General features: G+C 70.5%; 13 protein-coding genes. 8 read left to right on the forward strand and 5 right to left on the reverse strand.

What is annotated here, in order from left to right; genetic code table 11:
- Window positions 1-3: 3 nt before the first annotated feature.
- Both CRP50_RS01975 and CRP50_RS01980 read left to right on the forward strand, forming a co-directional pair.
- Window positions 4-840, forward strand: a complete 837-nt coding sequence (locus CRP50_RS01975; RefSeq protein WP_097277289.1) for a universal stress protein — start codon at window positions 4-6, stop codon at window positions 838-840.
- Window positions 841-984: 144 nt separating this feature from the next.
- The gene (locus tag CRP50_RS01980) at window positions 985-1,698 is read left to right on the forward strand and encodes a hypothetical protein (protein ID WP_097277290.1); all 714 of its coding nucleotides are present in this window, start codon (window positions 985-987) and stop codon (window positions 1,696-1,698) included.
- Window positions 1,699-1,740: 42 nt separating this feature from the next.
- On the opposite strand, the gene treY is transcribed toward CRP50_RS01980, so the two are convergent.
- On the reverse strand, window positions 1,741-4,656 hold the full coding sequence (gene treY, locus CRP50_RS01985) for a malto-oligosyltrehalose synthase (protein ID WP_097277291.1): 2,916 nt from the start codon (window positions 4,654-4,656) through the stop codon (window positions 1,741-1,743).
- Window positions 4,653-6,485: a malto-oligosyltrehalose trehalohydrolase gene (treZ, locus tag CRP50_RS01990; RefSeq protein WP_097277292.1), complete on the reverse strand. Its 1,833-nt coding sequence runs from the start codon at window positions 6,483-6,485 to the stop codon at window positions 4,653-4,655. Before treZ ends, treY begins: the two co-directional genes overlap by 4 nt.
- A gap of 176 nt (window positions 6,486-6,661) precedes the next feature.
- On the opposite strand from treZ, the gene CRP50_RS01995 reads away from it, so the two are divergent.
- Window positions 6,662-8,092: a hypothetical protein gene (locus CRP50_RS01995; protein ID WP_097277293.1), complete on the forward strand. Its 1,431-nt coding sequence runs from the start codon at window positions 6,662-6,664 to the stop codon at window positions 8,090-8,092.
- Between the two features lie 21 nt (window positions 8,093-8,113).
- On the opposite strand, the gene CRP50_RS02000 is transcribed toward CRP50_RS01995, so the two are convergent.
- Window positions 8,114-8,911: a formate/nitrite transporter family protein gene (locus tag CRP50_RS02000; RefSeq protein ID WP_097277294.1), complete on the reverse strand. Its 798-nt coding sequence runs from the start codon at window positions 8,909-8,911 to the stop codon at window positions 8,114-8,116.
- Window positions 8,912-8,972: 61 nt separating this feature from the next.
- Window positions 8,973-9,683 carry an orotate phosphoribosyltransferase gene (locus CRP50_RS02005; RefSeq protein WP_097277295.1) on the reverse strand — a complete coding sequence of 237 codons (711 nt, stop codon included), beginning with the start codon at window positions 9,681-9,683 and terminating at the stop codon, window positions 8,973-8,975.
- Window positions 9,684-9,781: 98 nt separating this feature from the next.
- On the opposite strand from CRP50_RS02005, the gene CRP50_RS02010 reads away from it, so the two are divergent.
- The 5 genes from CRP50_RS02010 (at window position 9,782) to CRP50_RS02030 (ending at window position 14,348) form a co-directional block, all read left to right on the forward strand.
- The gene (locus CRP50_RS02010; RefSeq protein ID WP_097277296.1) at window positions 9,782-10,561 is read left to right on the forward strand and encodes an enoyl-CoA hydratase/isomerase family protein; all 780 of its coding nucleotides are present in this window, start codon (window positions 9,782-9,784) and stop codon (window positions 10,559-10,561) included.
- Between the two features lie 4 nt (window positions 10,562-10,565).
- On the forward strand, window positions 10,566-11,552 hold the full coding sequence (locus tag CRP50_RS02015) for a mitochondrial fission ELM1 family protein (protein WP_097277297.1): 987 nt from the start codon (window positions 10,566-10,568) through the stop codon (window positions 11,550-11,552).
- A gap of 620 nt (window positions 11,553-12,172) precedes the next feature.
- Window positions 12,173-13,864 carry a 2-isopropylmalate synthase gene (gene leuA / locus CRP50_RS02020; protein ID WP_097277298.1) on the forward strand — a complete coding sequence of 564 codons (1,692 nt, stop codon included), beginning with the start codon at window positions 12,173-12,175 and terminating at the stop codon, window positions 13,862-13,864.
- A 62-nt stretch (window positions 13,865-13,926) separates the two neighbouring features.
- Window positions 13,927-14,127: a hypothetical protein gene (locus CRP50_RS02025; RefSeq protein ID WP_097277299.1), complete on the forward strand. Its 201-nt coding sequence runs from the start codon at window positions 13,927-13,929 to the stop codon at window positions 14,125-14,127.
- 26 nt (window positions 14,128-14,153) lie between these two features.
- Window positions 14,154-14,348 (forward strand): hypothetical protein, encoded by a 195-nt coding sequence (locus tag CRP50_RS02030; protein WP_097277300.1) that lies wholly within the window; start codon window positions 14,154-14,156, stop codon window positions 14,346-14,348.
- Between the two features lie 7 nt (window positions 14,349-14,355).
- Here CRP50_RS02030 and CRP50_RS02035 read toward each other — a convergent pair whose 3' ends face one another.
- Window positions 14,356-15,048, reverse strand: a complete 693-nt coding sequence (locus CRP50_RS02035) for an extensin family protein (RefSeq protein ID WP_097277301.1) — start codon at window positions 15,046-15,048, stop codon at window positions 14,356-14,358.
- Window positions 15,049-15,161 lie beyond the last annotated feature (113 nt).

Genomic DNA, 15,161 nt, shown 5'->3' on the forward strand with positions numbered 1-15,161 from the left:
CCAATGGCGCTGAAGGACATCATGGTGCTCGTCGACAGCTCGGCCCACTCGGCCGACCGTCTGGACGTCGCCATCAAGCTGGCGACCGATCACGATGCGCATCTGACAGGCCTGTTCGTGCGCATGGTCCCGCATGTGCCGCAGTTCGTCATGAGCCAGCTCGGGCCCGAGGTGCAGGACGTCCAGCGCAAGTACGCCCAGGACGCCGCCCGCGCCGCCCACAAGATCTTCGAGGACAAGGTCCGCGCCGCCGGCATCCGCGCCGAGTGGCGTGCCGTGGAAGGCGATCTGGTGGATACCGTCTGCCTGCACGCCAAGTACACCGATCTGGTGGTCATGGGCCAGCGCGACACCAGCGACGACGCCATGGACGGCGAGGACGGCCTGGTCGACCACGTGGTGCTGGAAGCCGGCCGTCCGGTGCTGGTCGTGCCCTACGCCGGCAAGTTCAAGACCATCGGCAGCAAGGTGGTGCTGGCCTGGAACGCCAGCCGCGAGGCCACCCGTGCCGTCAACGACGCCATGCCGCTGCTGCAGAAGGCGCGCGAGGTGGAAGTGCTGGCCATCAACCCGCGCGGCGGCCGCGCCGGCCACGGCGACGTGCCGGGCGCCGACATCTCGCTGCACCTCGCCCGCCACGGGGTGAAGGCCAACGCCGAGCACATCTTCTCCGACGACGTCGACCCCGGCGCGATGCTGCTGTCGCGCGCCGCCGACGCCGGTGCCGACCTGATCGTCATGGGCGCCTACGGCCGCTCCCGCCTGCGCGAGCTGGTGCTCGGCGGCGCGACGCGCCACCTGCTGCGCCACATGACCGTGCCGGTGCTGATGGCGCACTGATCGGGACACGGGTCCCACGGCGAGGGCGGCTCCGAACGGGCCGCCCTCTGTCATAGGGGGTAGGCGCGTCGGCTTTGCCTTGCCTGCGCCACAAAGGAAAAGTAGGACTGCGGCAGCCACCGCAACAGGAGGACGGGACCAACGATGGCACGTCGCAGCCGTCGCCAGCGCGAGCAGAGCAAGAAGTTCTGGATGGGGCTGGTCAAGTTCGGCGTCTTTCTCGGCGTCGTCGGAGCCACCGCCTATTATGCCTACGAGGCGGGCACCCAGCTCTCGGCGCAGGAGATCACCGAACTGAAGGCCGAGATCGGCCGTCTGTCGCAGACCGAACAGGCCCAGCAGCAGCGCATCGGCGAGCTGGAGGCCGGCCTCACCTCGGCCGAGCAGGTCGCCGCCGACTACCGCACGCGCTACGAGGAAGTGGCGCCGGAAGAGGTGCGCGCCGTGCTGGAGCAGGTGCGCGTGAAGATGGAGCAGGGTCTGTCGCCCGAGCGCCTCGCCTTCGTGGTCGGTCAGGCCCAGCCGCCGCGCAACTGCACCGCGGTGGAAAACCGCCGCTTCCTCGCCAAGACGGAAAACTACGACGGCGCCAACACCTGGGTCCGCTTCAACGACATGATCACGGTCACCGCCACCGGCCGCGCCGCCAACAACGGCCGCGAGCAGTGGTACGACCCGGCGCAGCCGGTGACGGTCGTGTTCTCCCCCCTCGGCGACCGCGAGGAGGAAGTGACCGGCCAGCTGCCCATCGAGCATTCCATGATCTTCAAGGGCAAGGAATACCGCTTCACCGCGGCCCCCGGCGCTCGCGGCTTCGTGGAAGTCACCGCCGACTGGTGCGACTACGGCGCCGGCTGATCACGCGAGAGGGCGAGGGACGGCCTAGCGTCCCTCGCTTCTTCAGTCCTCGGCCAGCAGCACGGCGACGGGCAGGTGCGCGAACAGGTCCGCCGCCCGCAGCGCCTCGCCCTCCACCGTCTCCCCCGTCAGCACGTGGCGGAAGCGACCGCCGGTCTCCAGCGGCACCGCCGTCTCGCCCCAGACCTCGCCCAGCGACCAGTCGCCGTCGCCCGGCATGAGCGGGGCGACGAGGCGCGGGCAGGCGACGACCAGCCGCTGCCCCTCGTGCCGCCGCTCGAAGGCGATCAGGCGGCCGGCTTCGGCGCCCGTCGGCTCCAGCGCCCGGTAGTCGCCGTGGCGGAACAGGGCGGGCAGGCGCCGGCGCAGGGTGAGCAGGCGCCACGTCAGCAGCATCTTCACCCCGCCGTCGGTCCAGCGGTCGAGCAGGGCGCGCGCCGCCTCGCCTCGGCCCGCCTCGCCTCGGCCCGCGTCGCCCGTGCCGAAGGTGCGCTCCATCTCCGCCAGCAGGCCGTCGCGGGCGGCGAAGTCCACGGGGCGGCGGTTGTCCGGGTCGACGAGGCTCAGTTCCCATAGCTCGCAGCCCTGATAGGTGTCCGGCACGCCCGGGCAGGTGAACTTCAACGCCGCCTGGGCGAGGCCGTTGACGGCACCGACGCGGGCGCAGCGGGCCTGGAAGGGCTGCAGGTCGGCGAGGAAGGGGTTGCGGTGGCGGATCTCCAGCACCCGCTCGATCCACCGTGCCATGCCCTGCTCGTAGGCCTCGTTCTGGCGCGTCCAGGCGGAATGCACCTTGGCCTCGCGCACCGCCTTCAGCATGTAGCCCGTCAGGCGGTCGCGGAAGGTCGCCATGGCGTCCACCGTCGCCGGGTCCTCGGTGCCCTCGTCCGGCACCGCCAGTTCCGGCGGCCAGGCGCCGACCAGGGTCTGGTAGAACAGGTATTCGTCGTTGGCGGACGGCACGGGTTCGCCCTCCACCTCCGGCTTGCGGCGGCGGTTGAGCTGCATCCAGCGGCGCACGCGGCCGGTCCAGTCCTCTGCGTATTCCGAGAGGACGTTGATGCGCGCCCGCACGTCCTCGCCGCGCTTGGTGTCGTGGGTTGCCGTCGTCAGCATGGAGTGCGGCCACAGGCGCGCCCGATCCGCCATGCGGTGGTGGAAGCTGCCGACGGTGGTGCCGAAGACGTCGGGGTGGCCGCCCACCTCGTTCAGCGAGGCGAAGCGGTTGTAGCGGTAGAAGGCCGTGTCCTCGAGCCCCTTGGCCATGACCGGGCTGGTCACCTGCTGGGCGCGGCGGGCGAGGCGGCGCACCTCCTCGCGCGGGAACGGGTCGTCGCTGCGCCGGCCGGCGTCGGTGGACAGCACGGCATCCAGGAAGTCGAAGATGCTCTCGTCATGGAACTGCGGGTTCTTGCGCGCCTGCGCCACCGCCCAATCGATGTCGCGCAGATCCTCCGAAGCCGGGCGGCGGCGGTCGATGTAGGTGCGGTAGACGGGGAAGCAGGCGATCACCTCCGACAGCGCCAGGCGGATGTCGCGCTGGGTGTAGTCGCGGGTGCGCCAGTTGCGCTCCGACAGGCGCGACAGCCCGTTGGCCAGCACCTGCACCTCCGACGCCAGTTCCTGCTGCATGACCTGCCGCTTGCCGGCGCGGACGATGTTCTCGAAGTCGATGCTCTCGCCGGTGAGGCGGGCATAGGTGCGGGTCAGGCGGCGCTCGGCGGCGGGATCGACGAACAGGCCGTTGATCTCGTTCAGCGCCTCGTAGCCGGTGGTGCCGGCGACGCGCCATTCGGTGCGCAGGCGCTCGTGGTGGCCGAGGATCTTCTCCACCAGGACGTACGTGTCCGTATCGCTGCCGGTGGCGGCGCGGCAGGCGGTGGCCAGGCGGTCGAGGTAGGCCTTGGGGTCGAACAGGCCGTCGACGTGGTCGATGCGCAAGCCGTCGATGTGGCCCTCCGCCAGCATGCGCATCACCAGGCGGTGCGAGGCCTCGAACACTACCGGCACCTCCACCCGCAGGCCGGCGAGGTCGTTGATCTGGAAGAAGCGGCGGTAGTTGATCTCGTCCGACGCCACGCGCCAGAAGGCGAGGCGGAAGTTCTGCGCCTCCAGCAGGCGGTGCAGCGGCAGGAAGCTGGCCGGCGTGCCCGGCGTGCCGTGCAGGGCGGCCAAGGCCTCCTCCACCGCCTCGGCGAGGCCCGGATGCTCGGCCAGCACCTCGGCGAAGCGGCGCTTCAGGGTTTCGGCGCGACCCCGCCGGGCGCCGCGGGCGCGGCCGGAGCGGGCGGCGGCGCGCACCTCGCGGAAGCCCGTCGCCACCGCCTCCAGCGCCGCCACGGCCGCCTCGGGCAGGCCGGCGCGGCGCACCGCCGGCAGGATCGCCGTGAACACGGGGCCGTAGCGGTAGGGCGTCAGGGGGAAGCGGTGCTCCCAGTACCACACCGAGAAGCCGCCGCTCTCGCGGTCGAGCTTCGGCACGAGGTGGCCGTCCTCCAGCACCTTGCCGTACTGGTCGCCGAGCACCGGCAGCAGCACCTTGCCGCGCAACTCCACCTTGGCCGGGTTGAAGTCGATGTCGAAGTATTCGGCGTAGGGGCTGCCCTGGCCGTATTCCAGCACGTCGAGCCACCACGGGTTCTCGGCCTCGGCGATGCCCATGTGGTTGGGCACGAAGTCGAGGATCTGACCCATGCCCTTTTCCTTCAGGGCGGCGGACAGGCGGGCGAGCGCCGCCTCGTCGCCGACCTCGGGGTTCAGGGCGTTGTGGTCGATGATGTCGTAGCCGTGGGTGGACCCCGGCCGCGCCTTCAGGAAGGGCGAGGCATAGACGTGGCTGATGCCGAGCCGCGCAAGGTAAGGCACCAGCGCCGTCGCGTCGGCGAAGGTGAAGTCCTTGTTGAACTGCAGGCGGTAGGTGGCGTCGGGAACGATGCGCATGGCGGCCGGGCTCGTCATTCGGCGTCCTCGATGGCCCAGACCACGGCCCAGGGGTTCAGCGCGTCGGGCCGGCCGCCCGCCGTGTTGGTGGTCCAGATGACGCGGCCCGACAGCGGCACGATGTCGTCCACCGGCCGGTCCGACAGGTTCGCCAGCAGCGACAGGCGCCAGTGCCCTTCCATGCCCCAGCGGGCGGTCACGACCCGGTCGGCGACCAATTCCGCCCGGCTGCGCCTGGGGTCGATGCGCGGCAGGCGGGGGACGATCTCGTGGCGGCGCACCGACAGCAGTGCCTTGGTGAAGGCGAGGCGGTCGGCGTGGGGCGGCTGCGTCGCCTCGCTCCAATCGAGCTTGGACAGACGGAAGGTCTCCTCCGCCATGGGGTCGGGGATGCGCTTGCGGGCCTCGGGGTCGCGAAACTCGGGGAAGCTCTCGAACTCGGCGCGGCGGCCGTCGCGCACGGCCTCGTGCAGGTCCTCGCCGAAGTCGCAGAAGAACAGGAACGGCCGGCGCGAGCCCCATTCCTCGCCCTGGAACAGCAGCGGGATGGCGGGGGCGAGCAGCACGATGCTCTCGGCCGCCATGACGGCCTCGGGGCGGGCGAGGGAGTCGATGCGCTCGCCCATGGCGCGGTTGCCGATCTGGTCGTGGTTCTGCAGGAAGTTGACGAAGCTGGTGGGCGGCAGGTGGCCGGACCGCTCGCCGCGCGCCTCGCCGCCGCGGTGGCGGCTCGGCTCGCCCTGGTAGGCGAAGCCCTCGGCCAGGATGCGGGTGAGGAAGGCGGCGGGGTCGGCGGCGTAGTCGCCGTAGTAGCCGCCGCTTTCCCCGGTCAGCAGGCAGTGCAGGGCGTGGTGGCTGTCGTCGTTCCACTGGGCGACGTAGTGGGTCGCCCGTCCGTCGTCGCGCGTCAGCCGGTGGGCGGCGTTGAGGTCGTTCTCCAGCACCAGGTGGATGTGCCGCATGTCGCCGCCCTCGCGGCCATGCACCGCCTCGGCGATGCGGTCGAGTACGTCGAGGTCGCGGTCGTCGTGGATGGCGTGGACGGCATCGAGCCGCAGGCCGTCGATGTGGAACTCGTCGACCCAATACAGCGCGTTGTGGACGAAGAAGTCGCTCACCCACTTGCCGTGCGGCCCGTCGAAGGCGATGGCCGCCCCCCAGGGGGTGTGCTTGCCGGCGTCGAAGAACCGCTTGGCGGCGAGCGCGTGGAGGTAGTTCCCCTCCGGCCCGAAGTGGTTGTAGACGACGTCCATGAAGACCTGCAGCCCGCGCGCATGGCAGGCGTCGATCAGCGCCTTCAGGTCGTCGGGATGGCCGTAGGCGGCATCGGGTGCGAACAGGTGGACGCCGTCGTAGCCCCAGTCCCAGCGGCCGGGGAAATCGGCGACGGGCATCAGCTCGACGGCCGTGACGCCCAGGTCCGTCAGGTAGTCGAGCTGGTCGATGGCGGCACGGAAGGTGCCCTCCGGCGTGAAGGTGCCGACGTGCAACTCATAGATCACCGTCTCGTCCCACGGCCGACCCTCCCACGCCTGGTCGGTCCACTGGAAGCCGAGCGGGTCGATGACCTCCGACGGGCCGTGCACGTCCTCCGGCTGATAGCGGCTGGCGGGGTCGGGGACCATGAGGCCGTCGGGCAGGCGCCAGCGGTAGCGGGTGCCCTGCACGACGCCGTCCTCCACCACCTGGACCCAGCCGTCGGCGTCGGGCGTGGCGGCGATCTCGCGGGCGGGGCCGGGGCCTTCGATGCACAAGGTGACGCGATCGACGTCCGGCGCCCACAGGCGGAAGCGGCAGCCGTCGGGGGTGAGTTCGGCGCCGAAGGGCATGGAGTGGTGATCGCGCATGCGCGGGGGCCTCCTGGGGTGGTGGTCGCGGGGGGGGAGGGGCGGAGCCTCCCTCGCGGCATCAACGTTCGGGACCGCTGCGGCGTGTCGCGGTTGTTGCACCTATCTGCGCCCATGACCGGCATGCCCGAGTCTGCTACTGTGGCGTAGGCGCGCACGCAAAGGGGGGATGTGCCATGCCCGCTTTCCGGTTCCGTCCGTACCCGGACACCCTGACGTCCAAGGCCTATGCCGCGGCACTGGGCGTGGTCGCCCGCGTGCTGGGGTCCGACAACCGCATCGGCGCACGGCTGGACGCCCTGGAGACGGCTTACGGCGACCTGCAGGCGGGGCTCTACAGCGCCGAACTGTCGCAGCAGGACCTGGAAGCCGCCGAGGCGACGGCGACCGCCGCCGAGTACCACAAGCTCGGCGTCAAGGCGCGGGCCCACATGGACGCGGCCGTCGCCGCCCACGAGGCCGGCTTCCTCGCCGCGAAATCGGCGCTCGACGATGCCATCGCCGCCGTCCTGCAGCGTAAGTCGGGCGACGACGCCAAGGTCGAGACGAAGCTGCGCAGCGACGTGGCGGCCTTCGCCAAGGCCGTGGCGGCGCACGTGAAGTCGATCGAGGACGAGACCGGGGCCAACGCCAAGCGCATCCTCGCCGCCAAGCAGGAGCACGAACGCTGTCATGCGCAGGTCGAGGCGGTGCGGGCGGGGCTGAAGACCTACCTCGACGCCTGGGCCCGCAACGGCCTGGACGACCGCTTCACGCGGCCGGCCAAGGCGCTGGCGGCCGACTTCAAGCGCGACCTGACGCAGGTGTCCAAGGGGCACGACTGGGACATCGACCGCTGGGTCGCCACGGCCACACGCACCTACGTGGAGGGCCTGAAAGCCCTGTGCGACGCCGCCGACAAGCGCCTGGACGCCTTCGCCGACCGCCGCACGCTCATCGGCTGGACACCCCACGACCTGAAAGACGACATCGACACCATCGCCCGCGCCAAGCCGCTGCCCATCGCGAGCCTGCGCCCCGCACTGGCCGAATTCCCCAAGGCGGTGGCCGCCTACGACGAAGCCGCCGACGAAGCGAAGACGGCGCAGGCCGCGGTCGATGCCGTGCGCAAGACGATCCCGCAGTACGCCAAGGACATCGAGATCACCGCCGAGACCGAACGGCGCGGCCGCAAGCTCATCGCCAAGGAGGAGGCTAAGGTCCGCAAGCGGCAGGCGGAGGAGCAGGCCAAGCGCATCCTCGGCAGCCTGACCGACATGCGCGCCGACTGGCGCACCTGCAAGAAGCAGCTGGAGAAGACGCCGATCACCCTCGGCAAGGCGGACCTCGGCCCCAACTTCGACACCCTGGCCGATGTCGTCACCACCTTCGCCGGCTCAGACCCGGACAGCCAGGACGGCCAGCGCGGCCAAGTCGCCACGGCCTTCACCAAGACCCTGGCGGCGCTCGATACCTACGAGAAGAAGCTCGGCGACGAACTGACGCGCCTGAAGCGCGAGAAGTCGGACGAGCTGAAGCAGGCGGAAGCGGCGGCGGCCAAGGTGCGCCAGTGGCTCGCCGCCCGCACCAAGGAGCTGACGCAGTTGAAGGCCTACGTGAAGGCGTGAGCGACGGCCCGTGCCCCGGCGCTACAGCTCCTGCTTCACCTGCCCGTAGGCGAGCAGGGCGAACAGCCCGGTGCCGCCGACCACGTTGCCGAGGAAGGCGGCGGAGATGAAGCCGAGGATCTTGGCGATGTCCGCCTCGCCCACCATCCACAGCAGGAAGACTTCCGCCGCCCCGGCGATGACGTGGCTGTAGTCGCCGAGGGCGATGACGTAGGTGAGCCCGACCACCACCCAGATCTCGTAGCCGCGCGCATTGGGCAGCAGCCACACGGCGGCGGCGATGAGGAAGCCGGCGGGAATGGCGAGGCGGAAGGTTTCCAGCCAGCCGTGACCGAGCACGACGCGGCTGACGGCGACCATGGCGTCCAGCTGTTCGGGCGTGACCGTGCCGCCGTACACCATGACGGCGATGGCGAGCAGGCCGCCCACCATGTTGGCGGCGAACACCACGGCCCACAGGATCGCCGTGCCACGCGCCAGTTCCATTCCCGGGTGGGACAGCAGCGGCAGCACGGGCGTGATGGTGTTTTCGGTGAACAGTTGCAGGCGGCCGATGACCACGATCAGGAAGCCGACCGTGTAGCCGAGGCTCGACAGCGCGTGGTGCCACGGCCCTTCCGGCAGGTGCAGATAAAGCAGCCCCTCCGTCACCAGCGACGCCGTGATGGCGATGCCGGCGGCGACGCCCGACCACCACAGCGAGGTTGCCGGCCGGTCCAGTTCCGACTCGCCGTCGCGCGACACCACCTCGTAAAGCTCGAAGGCGTTGAGGCGGGATCGTTCCGCCTGGCTCGGGCGGTCGTCGTCCTTGTCGGCCATGGAGGTCTCCGCTGCGGGGTGCCGGTCAGACGACCAACGCGGCGAAGACCCTCCCGGCTCGCTACTCTTCCTTGCCGCCGTGGGCCTTGGACCACCCGATGGGATCGCTGAAGAAGGCGCGCACTTCGCCCAGCGCATCCAGGGTGAACAGCTTCTGCTGCTCCGCCACGTCCAGCACGTCCCACCAGCAGGCCAGATAGTGCAGCTTCACGCCGCGCTCCAGCAGGGCTTCCTCGGCGCCGGGGATGATGCCGTAGAAGAAGGGCACGAAGGTATGGGCGCACTCGGCGCCGGCGGCGCGGATGGCGTCGGCGAACACCAGCTTGGAGCCGCCGTCGGTCGCCAGGTCTTCCACCAGCAGCACCTTGCCGCCCTCGGTCAGGTGGCCTTCGATCTGCGCCATGCGGCCGAAGCCCTTGGGCTTCTTGCGCACATAGAGCATGGGCAGCATGAGGGCGTCGGAAATCCACGCCGCGTAGGGGATACCCGCCGTCTCGCCGCCGGCCACGTGGGTGATGCTCTCGCAGCCGATCTCGCGCTCAATGCAGTCGCGCGCCAGCTCCACGATCTTGCGGCGGGCGCGCGGGAAGGCGATGACCTTGCGGCAGTCGATGTAGACCGGGCTCGCCCGCCCGGAGGTGAGGATGTAGGGCTCCTCGGGGCGGAAGTTGACCGCCTGGATCTCCAGCAGGATGCGCGCGACGGCCAGGCCGGCGGCCTTCTGCTCGGGGCTGCGCGACGCCGCGGCCGCGGGGGGAGAAGCGAGGGACATGGGCGGGCTCCCTTGGGGAAATCGTATTGGATGTGCCCCTGTTTAAGGGTAAACCTGCCGTCACACAACGACCAAACCCGAGGGGAAGGGACCCGTTCATGGCCGACGTCATCACCGTCGAGCGCGAGGGCAGCCTCGCCACCGTCGTCCTCAACAAGCCGGAAAAGCTCAACGCCATGGACCTGCCCATGTGGCGCGGTCTGGCGGCGGCGTTCACGGCGCTCGACGCCGACGACGGCGTGCGCTGCATCGTGCTGCGCGGCGCCGGCGGCAAGGCCTTCGCGGCCGGCGCCGACATCGGCGAGTTCGACACCGTGCGCGCCACGGCCGAGCAGGCCAAGGACTACGACGTCATCATGCGCGAGGCCCTGCGGGCGGTGCGCGAGTGCCGCCACCCGGTCATCGCCCGCATCGACGGCGCCTGCGTCGGCGGCGGGCTCGAACTGGCGGCCATGGCCGACATCCGCATCTGCAATGAAAGCGGCCGTTTCGGCGTGCCCATCAACCGCATCTCGGTGGTCATGGCCTACCCGGAGATCCTCGGCCTGCTGCGCCACGCCGGCCCGGCGAACGTGCTGGAGATCCTGCTGGAGGGCAAGGTGGTGAACGCCCAGGACGCGCTGCGCATGGGCCTCGTCAACCGGGTGGTCGCCGACGACATGATGGACGCCGACGTCGCCGAGACGGTCAAGCGCATCACTGCCGGCGCGCCCAAGGTGAACACCTGGCACAAGCGCTTCGTCCGCCGTCTGCTCGACCCGACGCCGGTGACCGAGGCGGAGCTGGACGAGTGCTACGCCTTCCTCGCCACCGCCGACTACGCCGAGGGCCTGAGCGCCTTCAAGGACAAGCGCAAGCCCGCCTTCAAGGGGGAGTGACGCCATGGCGGCGCCGACCGTCTGGGTGCTGGCCGACGACCGCGCCGGCAACGTGAACCAGGCGCTCGGCGTCGCCGAGGCGCTGGGCTTGCCGTTCGAGGTGAAGCAGATCCGCTATTCCCGGCTGGCGGCGCTGCCCAACTTCGTGCGCGGCGCCTCGACGCTCGGCCTGACGGACGACAGCGTCGACGGCCTGTCGGCGCCGTGGCCGACGGTGGTGATCGGCGCCGGCCGCCGCGTCGCCCCGGTGGCGCGGTGGATCAAGCGCATGGCCGGTGGGCGCTGTTTCCTGGTGCAGATCATGTATCCGGGCGGGCTCGGCACCGCTGCCGTCGGCGAGTTCGACCTCATCGCCGTACCGCGCCACGACTCCTTCAAGGACCGCTTGCCGACGGTGCTGCGCATCACCGGCGCGCCCCATCGGGTGACGCCCGAACGCCTCGACCGCGAGGCGGAAGCCTGGCGCGACCGCTTCGACAGCTATCCGCGGCCCTTCGTGTCGGTGCTGGTCGGCGGCAGCACCAAGAACCGCCCCTTCGGCCCGCGCGAGGCCGCCGACTTGGCCGCCAAGCTGCGCCAGATCCAGACCGAGACGGGCGGCACCCTGCTCATCACCACCAGCCGTCGCACGCCTGCCGAGGCGGTGACGGTGCTGGAGCGCACCCTGCCGCAGCCGATGTGGCTCTACAAGGTGGGCGACCCGGGCGAGAACCCCTACTTCGGCCTGCTGGCGCTGGCCGATGCCGTGGTGGCGACGGGCGACAGCGTCTCCATGTGCTCGGAGGCCTGCGCGACGCAGGGCCCGGTGTTCATCCACGCGCCGGAGGGCTTCGTCGCCCCCAAGCACGCCCGCCTGCACGCGGAGTTGTACCGCCTGGGCTATGCCCGGCCGTTCACGGGTGCCTTCCACGACTGGACCCACCCACCGCTCAACGCCGCCCGCGAGGTGGCGCTGGCGGTGCGGCAGAACCTGGGGTTGGGGGTGGAGTAGGCGCGAAGGACGTCACGGTCGCTTTCGCCGTGCTTGTCATGCCCGGCCTCCGAGCCGGGTATCCACGGCTCCCCCGCCGTCCACCGTGGATGACGGAGCCCCATGGCTGCCGACCGTGGCGCCGTGGATGGCCGGATCAAGTCCGGCCACGACAAAAGTGGCAAGGAAAACGGAGGGAGCGCGAGGGAGGGCCTCCCCTCCCTCGTCTTGTGCCGCGAAGCGGCGCCCTTGGTGTCCTTGGTGCCTTGGTGGCTACCCAAACCGGCACCCGATCAGCCGCCCGCCGCACCCAACACCCTTGACACCGCCGCCCATCCTCCGTACCCATATCCCCATGGAACAGATTCGCGACCTCGCCCTACTGCGACTTATTTGACCCGGCCGCCCCTCGCGGGCCGCGCCGGATCGGCATGTTTGCAGTCACCAGGGCAGGACGCAGTCCCCATGACCCCCCACAGTACAACCTCCGCCTTCCTCGTCACCGCGCCGCACATCGGCGCCCGGGTGCTGGCGCTGCTGCGACTTATCGGCGGCCGTCGGTCCTGATCGCGCGCGGCGCACCGACGGCCGAAGCCGCTTCTACCCCAGCAGCTTCACAGCCAGACGAGACGAGACAGATCATGAAGGTCGATCCCACCACCAAGTACCGCCCGTTCCAGCCGGTCACCCTGACCGACCGCACGTGGCCCAACAACACCATCACCAAGCCGCCCATGTGGTGCGCCGTCGACCTGCGCGACGGCAACCAGGCGCTGGTCGAGCCCATGGGCTCCGACCGCAAGCTGAAGATGTTCACCCTGCTGGTGGAGATGGGCTTCAAGGAGATCGAGGTCGGCTTCCCCGCCGCGTCGCAGACCGACTTCGATTTTCTGCGCCTGCTCATCGACGAGGGCCGCATTCCCGCCGACGTCACCATCCAGGTGCTGACCCAGGCGCGTGAGGACCTGATCGTCCGCACCTTCGAGGCCATCGAGGGCGCGCCGCGGGCCGTCGTCCACCTCTACAACTCCACCAGCGAACTGCAGCGCCGCGTGGTGTTCGGGCTGGACCGCCAGGGCATCATCGACCTGGCCGTGAAGGGCGCCAAGCTGGTCCATACCCACGCCGAGGCGGCCCGCGCCCGCGGCATGGACATCGTGCACGAATACTCGCCGGAAAGCTTCACGGGCACGGAACTGGACTTCGCCGTCGACATCTGCAAGGCGGTGATGGAGGTGTGGCAGCCGACGCCGCAGAAGCGGGTGATCCTGAACCTGCCGGCGACGGTGGAAATGTCGTCGCCCAACGTGCATGCCGATCAGGTGGAATGGTTCTGCCGCCACCTGCCCAACCGCGACTGCGCCATCATCTCGGTCCACCCGCACAACGACCGCGGCTGCGCCGTCGCCGCCGCCGAGCTGGCCGTCATGGCCGGCGCCGACCGTGTGGAGGGCACCCTGTTCGGCAATGGCGAGCGCACCGGCAACGTCGACCTGGTCACGCTCGGCATGAACCTGTTCAGCCAGGGCGTCGACCCCGGAATCGACTTCTCCGACATGAAGCGCATCGTCGAGATCGCCGAGGAGTGCAACCGCATGCCGGTGCACCCGCGTCACCCGTGGGCCGGCGAGCTGGTGTTCACGGCCTTCTCGGGCAGCCATCAGGACGCCATCAACAAGGGCCTGAAGGCCATGCGCGCCAGCAACCAGCCGGTGTGGGAGGTGCCGTACCTGCCCATCGACCCGGCCGACATCGGCCGCACCTACGAGGCCGTCATCCGCGTCAACAGCCAGTCGGGCAAGGGCGGCGTGGCGCATGTGCTGGAGCGCGACTTCGACCTGAAGATCCCGCGCGGCATGCAGGTGGAATTCGCCCGCGTCGTCCAGCAGCTGGCCGACCGCACCGGCGACGAGCAGACGCCCGACCTCATCTGGCGCGCCTTCGATCAGACCTACCTCTACCAGGGCACCGGCCGCTTCGCCTTCGTGGAGCACCGCACCGTGCCCATCAGCGAGGGCGGCGAGGGGGCCAAGCGGGCGCTGACCGCGCGCATCCTCGACAACGGCGTCGGCAAGTCCATCGAGGGCCACGGCTCCGGCCCCATCGACGCCCTGGTGGACGCGCTGGCGCGGGCCTGCGGTGTCTCGGTGAAGGTGGAGGACTACAGCGAGCACGCCATCGGCCGCGGCGCCGACGCCCAGGCCGCCGCCTATGTCTGCGTCACCGACGCGCAGGGCCGCAGCCTGTGGGGCGCCGGCATGGACCGCAACATCGTCGTCGCCTCGCTGAAGGCGGTGCTGAGCGCCATCAACCGCGGCGAAGCGGCGAAGTAAGGCAGGGCAGGGGCGGCCGCCTTCGGGTTCGGCCGTCCCTCCCGCACGGGGAGAGAGCAGACATGAACGCGAATACGGTGACGGTCCGCCTGCCGGACTGGATGATGACGGCCGCCCAGGATCTGGCGGCGGAACGGCGCATGACGCTGGAGCAGTTCGCGGTGACGGCCGTGCTGCACAAGATCGCCGCCGAGACCACCGCCGAAGACTTCCTCCGCCGCCGCTTCGGCGACGGCGCCCTGGCGGCGGTGCTGCGGGAGTAGAGACAACCTTAGGACGGAGAACACCGATGGGCGAAGGACGCGATCTGCGCAGGCCGCCGGCATCCCGCAGTCCTGCGGTGGCGGAGAAGGTGGGCGTGCTTACTGCGACCGAGGAGTTCTTCGCTCGCCGACCGACCGGCGCGGATGCCGATACCTTCCGCCGGTATGTGGCCGGGGCGCCCGATGCGCCGCCGCAGCCGGGTGACAGGCTGGACGACTGACACCGCCTCACCGGCAGGTGCCGAAGGGCCCCATGTCGAGGTGCAGGTGGTCGGCGTGGGCGGCGTTGTAGTCGGGGCCGAGGACCACGTCGAAGAACCGGCAGGCGCCGGCGTGGATGCGGCGCAGGAAGCGGCCGCGCGGGCTGTCTTCCTCCCAGTGGCGGGCGACGCTCACCGTGCGGCCGTCGGCGAGGCGCAGGGACGACAGGTCGAGCGCATTGGCCGTCGCGTGTTCGCTGCGGCGGCTCGACCCGGCGATGTTGCGGCAGACCTGGGTGCCGTAGTGGCCGATGCGGGCGACCTCCGTCCCCAGTTCCTCCTGCGCCGCCGGGGCCAGCTCGTGGTGTTCGAACAGCGCCCAGGCGACGGCGAGGCGGCAGGTGGCGGTGATCGGCTCGCCGAAGCCGGGCTCGGCCTCGGTGATGCGCACCGCATCCGTCAGGCCGCAGCCCTCCTCCGACGGGCGGTCGGGCAGGGGCGTCCAGGCCAGCGCGTCGGCGGAGGCGAGCGCGGCGCGGCACAGGTCGCCGTCGGCTTCCAGCAGCGACAGCTTCATGGGGGTGAGGATGTTGGGCGCCTCGGTGATGCGCAGCGGCGCCCACGGGTTCCAGCGGTCCGGCACCTCCACGGGCCCTCGCCACACCGCCAGCGCGAGGCCGGCGACGATCAGCAGCAGGGCGACGGGAATGAAGTGGCGCATGGGGGGTAGGGAGCACCCGGACGATGGCGATCATAAGGCCAACGTTCGAACACTGCCGCGGGTGACGCGGCCCGGGTGCGGAAACGGCGACGGCCGGGACTTGCCCGGCCGTC

The organism is Caenispirillum bisanense, from assembly GCF_900230255.1.
Lineage (GTDB): Bacteria > Pseudomonadota > Alphaproteobacteria > Rhodospirillales > Rhodospirillaceae > Caenispirillum > Caenispirillum bisanense_A.

Bases quoted from the DNA above. Each gene is read 5' to 3' on its own strand.
- CRP50_RS01975 (WP_097277289.1), top strand. From the start codon at position 4: ATGGCGCTGAAGGACATCATGGTGCTCGTCGACAGCTCGGCCCACTCG.
- CRP50_RS01980 (WP_097277290.1), top strand. From the start codon at position 985: ATGGCACGTCGCAGCCGTCGCCAGCGCGAGCAGAGCAAGAAGTTCTGG.
- treY (WP_097277291.1), bottom strand. From the start codon at position 4,656: ATGACGAGCCCGGCCGCCATGCGCATCGTTCCCGACGCCACCTACCGC.
- treZ (WP_097277292.1), bottom strand. From the start codon at position 6,485: ATGCGCGATCACCACTCCATGCCCTTCGGCGCCGAACTCACCCCCGAC.
- CRP50_RS01995 (WP_097277293.1), top strand. From the start codon at position 6,662: ATGCCCGCTTTCCGGTTCCGTCCGTACCCGGACACCCTGACGTCCAAG.
- CRP50_RS02000 (WP_097277294.1), bottom strand. From the start codon at position 8,911: ATGGCCGACAAGGACGACGACCGCCCGAGCCAGGCGGAACGATCCCGC.
- CRP50_RS02005 (WP_097277295.1), bottom strand. From the start codon at position 9,683: ATGTCCCTCGCTTCTCCCCCCGCGGCCGCGGCGTCGCGCAGCCCCGAG.
- CRP50_RS02010 (WP_097277296.1), top strand. From the start codon at position 9,782: ATGGCCGACGTCATCACCGTCGAGCGCGAGGGCAGCCTCGCCACCGTC.
- CRP50_RS02015 (WP_097277297.1), top strand. From the start codon at position 10,566: ATGGCGGCGCCGACCGTCTGGGTGCTGGCCGACGACCGCGCCGGCAAC.
- leuA (WP_097277298.1), top strand. From the start codon at position 12,173: ATGAAGGTCGATCCCACCACCAAGTACCGCCCGTTCCAGCCGGTCACC.
- CRP50_RS02025 (WP_097277299.1), top strand. From the start codon at position 13,927: ATGAACGCGAATACGGTGACGGTCCGCCTGCCGGACTGGATGATGACG.
- CRP50_RS02030 (WP_097277300.1), top strand. From the start codon at position 14,154: ATGGGCGAAGGACGCGATCTGCGCAGGCCGCCGGCATCCCGCAGTCCT.
- CRP50_RS02035 (WP_097277301.1), bottom strand. From the start codon at position 15,048: ATGCGCCACTTCATTCCCGTCGCCCTGCTGCTGATCGTCGCCGGCCTC.